At 36.3% G+C, this 8,160-nt stretch carries 8 protein-coding genes; 6 read left to right on the top strand and 2 right to left on the bottom strand.

Translation table 11 applies throughout. The features are described from left to right. On the top strand, positions 1 to 311 hold a 311-nt coding region (locus BLQ16_RS09590), incomplete at its 5' end, for an IS30 family transposase (protein ID WP_144019700.1). 18 nt (positions 312 to 329) lie between these two features. Here BLQ16_RS09590 and BLQ16_RS09395 read toward each other — a convergent pair. Next, positions 330 to 746 (bottom strand): helix-turn-helix domain-containing protein, encoded by a 417-nt coding sequence (locus tag BLQ16_RS09395; RefSeq protein ID WP_159428079.1) that lies wholly within the window; start codon positions 744 to 746, stop codon positions 330 to 332. A 559-nt stretch (positions 747 to 1,305) separates the two neighbouring features. On the opposite strand from BLQ16_RS09395, the gene BLQ16_RS09390 reads away from it, so the two are divergent. The 5 genes from BLQ16_RS09390 to BLQ16_RS09370 all read left to right on the top strand — a co-directional run bounded on the left by BLQ16_RS09390 (position 1,306) and on the right by BLQ16_RS09370 (position 7,892). Then, on the top strand, positions 1,306 to 2,712 hold the full coding sequence (locus tag BLQ16_RS09390; protein ID WP_091792464.1) for a sodium/glutamate symporter: 1,407 nt from the start codon (positions 1,306 to 1,308) through the stop codon (positions 2,710 to 2,712). A 51-nt stretch (positions 2,713 to 2,763) separates the two neighbouring features. Continuing rightward, on the top strand, positions 2,764 to 5,133 hold the full coding sequence (locus BLQ16_RS09385) for a glycyl radical protein (protein WP_091792463.1): 2,370 nt from the start codon (positions 2,764 to 2,766) through the stop codon (positions 5,131 to 5,133). Positions 5,134 to 5,153: 20 nt separating this feature from the next. Further along, entirely contained in the window at positions 5,154 to 6,080 is a 927-nt protein-coding gene (locus tag BLQ16_RS09380) for a glycyl-radical enzyme activating protein (protein WP_091792462.1), read from the top strand. Between the two features lie 63 nt (positions 6,081 to 6,143). Further along, entirely contained in the window at positions 6,144 to 6,872 is a 729-nt protein-coding gene (locus BLQ16_RS09375; protein ID WP_159428078.1) for a sulfite exporter TauE/SafE family protein, read from the top strand. 87 nt (positions 6,873 to 6,959) lie between these two features. Continuing rightward, a complete protein-coding gene (locus tag BLQ16_RS09370; protein WP_091792460.1) occupies positions 6,960 to 7,892 on the top strand; it encodes a LysR family transcriptional regulator in 933 nt (310 codons plus the stop codon). Between the two features lie 28 nt (positions 7,893 to 7,920). Here BLQ16_RS09370 and BLQ16_RS09765 read toward each other — a convergent pair. Further along, a partial coding sequence (locus BLQ16_RS09765) for a transposase (protein WP_423230825.1) occupies positions 7,921 to 8,160 on the bottom strand: 240 nt, incomplete at its 5' end.

Here is an 8,160-nt window from a genome sequence, read left to right as displayed (position 1 = left end):
GTAAAGTGTTCAAAACCATAACTGTTGACAACGGATCCGAATTTGCGACGTTTACAGAAGAAGAGACAGATGAAACAAGCGTATACTTTGCCCACCCATATTCATCATGGGAAAGAGGCCAAAATGAGCGCTATAACCGTATTTTTAGAAACTATGTACCAAAACGTAAATCCATAGAGTTTTACTCTGGAAACGATATTCTAAGCTTCGCAGACAGTATGAATGATTCGCCACGAAGGGTATTGAGTTATCGTACACCAAATGAAATGTTTGAAGAACAACTAGATAGAATTTATGCGCTAAATTTTTAGCAGAGAGTGTTCAATTTGTTATTGCAATTTACCAAACCATATATTTTTCATCAAACAATCGGTGCTTTTTGGCATAGCCCACACAAGATCTAGCGACCATTTGTGACTTTTAACCTGTTGCGTCACCCAAATAATAAACGGATTATCCTTAGAGACTTTGTGATTCTTATGACATTTACTGCGATTAATCTCGTAATTAGCCTGACCACGCTTAGCAGAATACGAAGGAAATCGACCACAGGTACCGTTACGCTCACCCGTACCACGTCTAAGTTCATTTAGAACAGTTGACGGGGAACAGTCGAGTTCACTAGCGATATGGCGAAGAGAAAAGTTTAGCTTTTTGAAAATCTTAAGGCTGCATCTATCCTCAAATTTAAGGTGCTGACCTCTTTGTCGTGATGGTGTAAATGTGCTAGAAGTAGTTTGACTCATGGATGTTCTCCTCCAGTAGGTTTTGTGTGGTAACTTAATTCTACCAAAAGAGAGCATCATGGGTCATTTTTTATTGTTCAACTTCATTTTACAATCTACCGGTTTTTTAATCAGCATATTTATTACCCTTTTATATTATAGCTAAATACGCGAAAAGGCCGCCAAATGGCGACCTTTTTCGACAAGCTGAAACCACCCGTCAAACGGGTGGTTTGCAGTAGGGGCAGTCTGTCCACCCGCATAGCAGGTGGTTTAATGTTTCGCTGAAAAAACGCTCAACAGACTAAAGTCCATAAATAATAAAAGGCCCAACGAAATATTCGTTATCACATATCTCACTTGCATGTTTCGCGAACGCCGTCAAGGTGATAATATTCAAATAATGTTTCATGCTGAAAAAAGAGTATTCACAGAACAGACCTTTGTGTGCATAATAACAACCATAAGGTCGTGTTATAGATTGCTTTTGTGAAGGAGGCATTATTTGATTATGCTTAAAGTTTATTTTTTATCAGAGAGGATATACTGTTAATGAAAGGCTAAAAAAGGAGCGATTAAAATGGAATTAATTATTGCATTTGCTTTAGGTTCTGTATTTATTTTCACAGGTATGTTTTTAAGATCGAAAATTAAGCTTTTTAAAAATATGTATGTTCCTGCAACTGTTATCGCTGGTATTTTAGGGTGTATTTTTATTAACGTTGCGAGTTCAGATTATACTTTTGGCATCGATCAGTCTTATTACGCCAACATAGTTGGTTATATGTTTATATTATCCTTTATCTCAATCGGCTTAAGTAGTGCAGGCGAAAGCGCACCACGTTCTAGAGAAGAAAAAGCCAAAGGGGCGAAAAATCTAATTATAGGCAGCATTGGTATGGGCTGTATTTGGAATATACTATACGGTCTATCAGCTGTTGTTGGTTTCGGTATTCTATATGTAGTTGGTCAACCATTCGGCATTAATCCACGATATGGTTTAATGATTCCTTGGGGATTCTGCGAAGGTCCTGGCTTAGCAGTAAGTTTTGGATCTATTTTTGAAGATCTTGGATTAGAAAATGCTGTTTCTGTTGCACTTACATTCGCTGCGACTGGTTTCTTGAGTGCGTTCTTGCTAGGTGTTCCAATTGCCAAGTTTGGTATAAAAAAAGGGCTCGGTAAATATTTCGGTAAAGCAGATGAAGCTGTTGCACGAGGTTATTATAAAGCAGATGAACAGAAGGAATCACTTGGGACAGCAACAACCTACTCTGGTAGTTTAGAAACATTTACTTTCCATATTGGATTAATGATGCTTATTTTCCTTGTAGCAGAACAGATTAACAAATTATTAGGCATGTTGCCTGGCAATATTGGCGTTACGCTAGGCGGTCTTACTTTTATGTATGGTCTTTTAATGGCTTATGTTGTCAAGTTTGTACTTAAAAAATTAAAAATTGACTATCTCCTTAATAATACTTTACAGTCCAAGATTACTGGCTTTTTGTCCGATTTTCTTGTTGTATTTGCATTTATGGCAGTTCAGTTCGCAACCGTTCAAAAATGGATTGTTCCACTATTAATAGAAATTGTTATCGTTGCATTAATGACCGCTGCAGTTTGCATTTTCCTTGGTCAACGTTTAGGTTCTGAATATGATTTTGAAAGAACTCTTGGGTTAATCGGGACTTGTTGTGGCACCGCGCCTAGTGGCATTGCCTTGATTCGTATCATCGATCCAAAATTACAATCCCCAACACCTGTTGAAATGGGCTTAATGACTTGGATTGAATTAATATATATGACTTGGCCTGCGTCCATTATGTTTGGCATTGCTGGTGGAACAATGTCTATTAATACATTACTCATTTTTGTTGCTGTTACAACTATTGGTATGCTAATTGTGATGAAGATGATTGGAGCCCTTGGGCCAAAAACATTCAGTTTAAATTTATTTGCAAAAAAGAATACAAGAGCGCTGTAATAGCACCTACTCGCAAATAAATTTCTTTGAAGAACGATGAGGTGAATAATTATGAATACAAGAGTTGAACATTTAAAAAAGCTTCTATTGCAAGAACCACCGTATGTTAGTTCGGAGCGTTTAATACTGGCTACAGAAGCAGCTGAAAGATATTCTGGAGAAGCAATTCCAATTTATCGGGCACATATTTTAGAATATGTGCTCGCGCATAAAGAAATTATTATATATCCTGGCGAAATGCTCGTAGGAACCTTGTCTGAAAAATTCCGTTCTGCTTTAATCTTCCCAGAATACCAAAGCGGAAAATTATGGTTAAAAGAGCAGTTACCTACATTTTCTACAAGACCTTGTGATCCTTTTTTAGTTGATAAAGAAGATATTGAAGTCATGCGTTCTTATCTTGATAAATGGGATGGTAGATCCTCAGAAGATATTATGGATAGAGAAATGCCTGACGAATATAAAGAAATGGAAGAACTCGGCATTTTCATGACAGCCGGTAAGATTACAATTTCTGGTCACGTACATCCAAACTATCCACGATTACTAGAACATGGTTTCAATCATCATATAGAATGGTGTGAAAAACTTATTCAGGAAGCTTATGCATCCGGGATGACTGTTGAAAAGCAATCAAAAGTAGATTACTGGCGAGCAACTATTATCGTTTTAAAAGCAGCTATTGATTATGCTAATCGATACGCACAAAAAGCAACAGAATTAGCACTTCAAGAAACAGATGAAAAACGGAAAAACGAATTGCTTTTAATCGCAGATATTTGTCAACATGTGCCAGCAAATCCGCCACGCTCTTTTAGAGAAGCTGTTCAATTTCAGTGGTTTATCCACTTACTTATTCAAATTGAATCTAATGCTCCAGCAACTGGCTTGGGTCGCTTTGATATCAACATGTATAAATATTACAAACACGATATCGAGGCTGGTATCATTACCGACGAAGATGTTATTGAACTGCTACAAATGTTGTTTATTAAAGTAAGTACTGTTGTTACGCTAAGAAATAATTACTTTAGCAAGGCTGTTGCTGGTTATCCTCAATGGCAAATTCTAATGATTGGTGGTCAAACAACCGATGGAAAAGATGCTTGCAATCGTTTATCCGAATTAGTTCTTGATGCTGCATCATATATTAAATTATCTCAACCTGCTATTGCCTTACGCGTCTTTGAAGAAACATCTGAAATAGTTATGCGTAAAGCATTAAAAATGGTTCAAGAAGGTCAAGCTAATCCAGCCTTCTTCGGCGATAAAGTTGCTGAAGAAATGGTAAAACTAAAAGGTGGCACAGCAGAAGAAGCTAAAAACTGGATTATAATTGGTTGTATTGAACCTCATCCAGGTGGCGGTGGTGTTGATGGTAGTCCTGTTGGTGGATATCTAAATGGCCCTAAATGTCTAGAAATCGCATTGCATAATGGTGTCGATCCAGTTAGCGGAAAAGAAATTGGGTTAAAAACTGGTGATCCGCATGATTTCAAGTGTGCTCAAGATTATGCAGATGCAACAAAAAAACAAATTAAATATTTTTGGAAAAAGATGACACTAGCCTATCGCTGCACCCAATCTATGGTTGCAACTATTTTGCCAGGTGTTTTCCAATCCTCTCTTTTGGATGGATGTATAGAAAAAGGTTGCTCCATTCAAGAAGGCGGACCTGATTATTGTTATGTTAATACTTTCTTTACTGGTCCAGCGACTACAGCAGATAGTATCGTTGCTATCGACTACGCTGTTAATAAAGAAAAAGTAATGACTTTAGATGAGTTATTGCAAATGTGCCAAGAGAATTTTGAAGGCAATGAACGAATGCGACAATATCTGGTTAATAAACCACCTAAATTTGGGAATGATATTCAGGAAGTCGATTCCATTTACGCTGATATCGTGAATTCATCTTGTGATTTTATGAGATTATTACCAGATGCTCGTGGCGGGGTTTTCTCTCCTGGCAATCAATCACAAACATATAACGTGCCTTTCGGCGAACAAGTTGGTGCAACCCCTGATGGGCGTAAAGCGTTCACCGCTCTAAGCGACAATGGCTCACCTAGCATGGGTCGCGACACAAGTGGTCCTACGGCATCTGCAAATTCTGTTGCAAAAACAGATCAGAAGCATGTTGTTGGCGGCGTTCTGTATAATCTAAGATTTGATCCTAGAGGTGTTGAAGGAGAAAAAGGTTTAGATATCATTGAAGGCGTTGTTAAAAATTTCATTGAAACCGGCGGACAACACATTCAAATTAATGTTGTTGATGACGAAACTCTCAGAAAAGCACAAATAGATCCCGAAAATTATCGTGATTTAGTAGTCCGCGTTGCAGGGTATATGGCATATTTTACCGAACTTGATAAAGGTGTTCAGGATATTATTATTGAACGAACAGCTCATCTTGCATAAATAGAATGAGGTGTTTTTCCATGAATAATATAATCGGAATGGTTGGGGGGATTCAAAAATTTTCAACTGAAGATGGTCCGGGCATTCGAACAACCGTATTCTTAAAAGGTTGTCCTTTAAAATGTATGTGGTGCCACAATCCAGAATTAATCTCCTTTAACAAGCAACATATCTTTACAGCAAAAAAATGTATTGGATGTCATTCTTGTATGGATGTATGTCCTAAAAATGCTATTCATTTTACTCAGGAAAGAATAGCTATTGATGAAAAGAGTTGTTTACATTGTTTTAAATGTGTGGACAACTGTTACAGTGAGGCACTCCGTACAACTGGAAAAGAGATGGCGGTTTCCAGTATATTAGATATAGTAGAGCAGGACATCGGCTATTATAATCGCACAGGAGGCGGAATGACCATTAGTGGAGGAGAACTGCTCTCTCAGGCGGAATTTGCTAATGCTCTTTTAGATGAAGCCATACAAAGAAATATTGGCGTTGCTTTGGATACAAGTGGTTACGGTGATACGAATAAATTGTATAATATGGCGCTAAAAGCGGATTATATTTTATTCGATATGAAATGTATTCTTGATGAAGTACACAGAAAAGTGACCGGTGTTTCAAATAAACTCATACTGAAAAACCTAGAACATCTTTCATCGAATAAAGAAATCCTTGAAAAAATCAAAATGAGAATGCCATTAATTCATGGAATAAACGACACCGAAAACGTTATTAATATGACCTATCAGTTTTACACTAAGCATAATATAAAAGACGTCACATTACTCCCTTATCACGAATTGGGTGTTTCGAAATATAGAAGTTTATACGGTACTGAAGGAGATGTTTTTTCTCCACCAGATACCAAACGATTACACGAAATTAAATCTTTATTCGAAAGCGCTAATATACACACTGTTATTCTTGGTGAAAAAATTCAATAAAAAAACAGGCTATTGCGCAAACTTTGTGTAATAGCCTGTTTAAAGTTTATGAGGGGGTTACAAATGTCTCTTGCTAGTATGGTACTATTTTCTCTAATTGTATTTCTTGCTGCTATTGTCCAAGGCATTAGCGGCTTTGCATTTATTATGATTGTTCTTATTATTTTTCCATATTTGTTTGGCTATACAGAAGCTATCGCCTTAGCGTCATTTATATATCTCTTTGTGTTGTATTCAAATAGTTTCTTGTACAGAAAACACATTGAATGGAAATTTGTTCCACTTTGGGTAGTCACTTTTATTCTTGCAGATTCTATTGGTGTTATTGTTCTACGATTACTCGGTGATTCTCCTATTTGGTATATTCTGATGGGAATTATCTTTGTTTTAATTGCGTTTTACTTACTTTTTGTTCAGAGAAAGATAAGAATAACACCTAATACTAAAAATCTCATTTTATTTGCTACCTTATGCGGTGGCATAAATGGTTTCTTTGCTGTAGGCGGTCCCATTATGGCCACCTATTTTTTGACTGCAACCCCTAAAAAAGAAACGTATCTAGGAACGACTCAAATATTAGGGGTATTTACTATAACCATCGATGTAATCATGCGCGCATTAAGCGGAATGTACACAGTTGATTCGATAAAAATAGGCATCCTTGGCATTGTTATCGCCATCTTCGGATTATTTATTGCTAAAAAGCTTGTTTCAAAAATGAATGAAGCGCACCTCCATCGTATCGTTTGTATTGTCATCTTTTTAAGTGGGATTAAAATGCTTTTCTTTTAAGATCTGTTGTATGTCTCTAACAACTTGACACGACTCTTTTTCACCTATATCTTATTAATAGAGAAAACTATAGAAAGAAGGGATCGTATGCGATTGGATGATTTGAAATATTTTCGCGAAGTGATTAAATATGGTTCAATTTCAATTGCTGCTGATAAAAATTTTATTTCACAATCAACTTTGAGCACTGCAATAAATCGTTTAGAAAAAGATCTTGGAATTGAACTTTTTTATCGCAATAACCACGGAGTAATTGCAACTGATTTAGGAAAAGAGGTTAATTGTAAAGTTGAGAAAATGTTAGAACTTGCTCAGGAAATTGAGCAATTATCTGACGTAGATCCTTTTGGCAATAGCGTCTTACTAGCTACTACATTTGCAGCCTCGGAAATGCTTATTCCTGAGTGTTTAGAACATGCTAAGCAAGAAAAGATTCCTTTAAAACTTTCTGTTAATGTTATGGAAGATTACTTAATCTATAATCAGGTTGCGGCAGGATTTGCCAAAATTGGTATAGGTACTTTCGTTTCTGAGTTATTGACAAAAGATCTGAAGTTCAATCATCTTTTTGACGATGAATTAATACTTCACGTAGGACCTCATTCCCCGTTATATGACCAAGATGAAATTGAATGGTCAGACGTATTATTGCAACCCTACCCTGCATTCGGAGATGAATTTTTAGCTCATGAAGCTGAATATCTCCCAAAAGAATATTTTCCAAAAATAATTGAGACACTTTCATTTCGATGCAATAGTACTACTGCGATAAAAAAACTGGTTGCCAATCAAAATTATGTTTGCTTTTTACCTGCATTTAACTCAAAACATGATATTTATGTAACTAGCGGTTTACTTAGAACAAAAAAAATTAAGAATTTATCATTACCTATACAATATGGATATATCGAGAACAAACGATATAAATATGGTAAGAGCGAACAATATTTTATTGATAATTTAAAGAAAACCGTCGCTACATTACACCTTGGGGAATCGAACGGTAAGAATAATTGGTAAATTGCAATAACAAATTGAACACTCTCTGCTAAAAATTTAGCGCATAAATTCTATCTAGTTGTTCTTCAAACATTTCATTTGGTGTGCGATAACTCAATACCCTTCGTGGCGAATCATTCATACTGTCTGCGAAGCTTAGAATATCGTTTCCAGAGTAAAACTCTATGGATTTGCGTTTTGGTACATAGTTTCTAAAAATACGGTTATAGCGCTCATTTTGGCCTCTTTCCCATGATGAATATGGGTGGGCAAAGTATACGCTTGTTTC

The sequence above is a fragment of the Peptococcus niger genome, assembly GCF_900101835.1.
Classification (GTDB): domain Bacteria; phylum Bacillota; class Peptococcia; order Peptococcales; family Peptococcaceae; genus Peptococcus; species Peptococcus niger.
This window is presented reverse-complemented; position numbering and strand designations above follow the sequence as displayed.

Excerpts from the sequence above, each read along its gene's own strand:
- BLQ16_RS09380 (WP_091792462.1), top strand. The coding sequence starts at position 5,154 with ATGAATAATATAATCGGAATGGTTGGGGGGATTCAAAAATTTTCAACT.
- BLQ16_RS09375 (WP_159428078.1), top strand. The coding sequence starts at position 6,144 with ATGTCTCTTGCTAGTATGGTACTATTTTCTCTAATTGTATTTCTTGCT.
- BLQ16_RS09385 (WP_091792463.1), top strand. The coding sequence starts at position 2,764 with ATGAATACAAGAGTTGAACATTTAAAAAAGCTTCTATTGCAAGAACCA.
- BLQ16_RS09395 (WP_159428079.1), bottom strand. The coding sequence starts at position 746 with ATGAGTCAAACTACTTCTAGCACATTTACACCATCACGACAAAGAGGT.
- BLQ16_RS09390 (WP_091792464.1), top strand. The coding sequence starts at position 1,306 with ATGGAATTAATTATTGCATTTGCTTTAGGTTCTGTATTTATTTTCACA.
- BLQ16_RS09370 (WP_091792460.1), top strand. The coding sequence starts at position 6,960 with ATGCGATTGGATGATTTGAAATATTTTCGCGAAGTGATTAAATATGGT.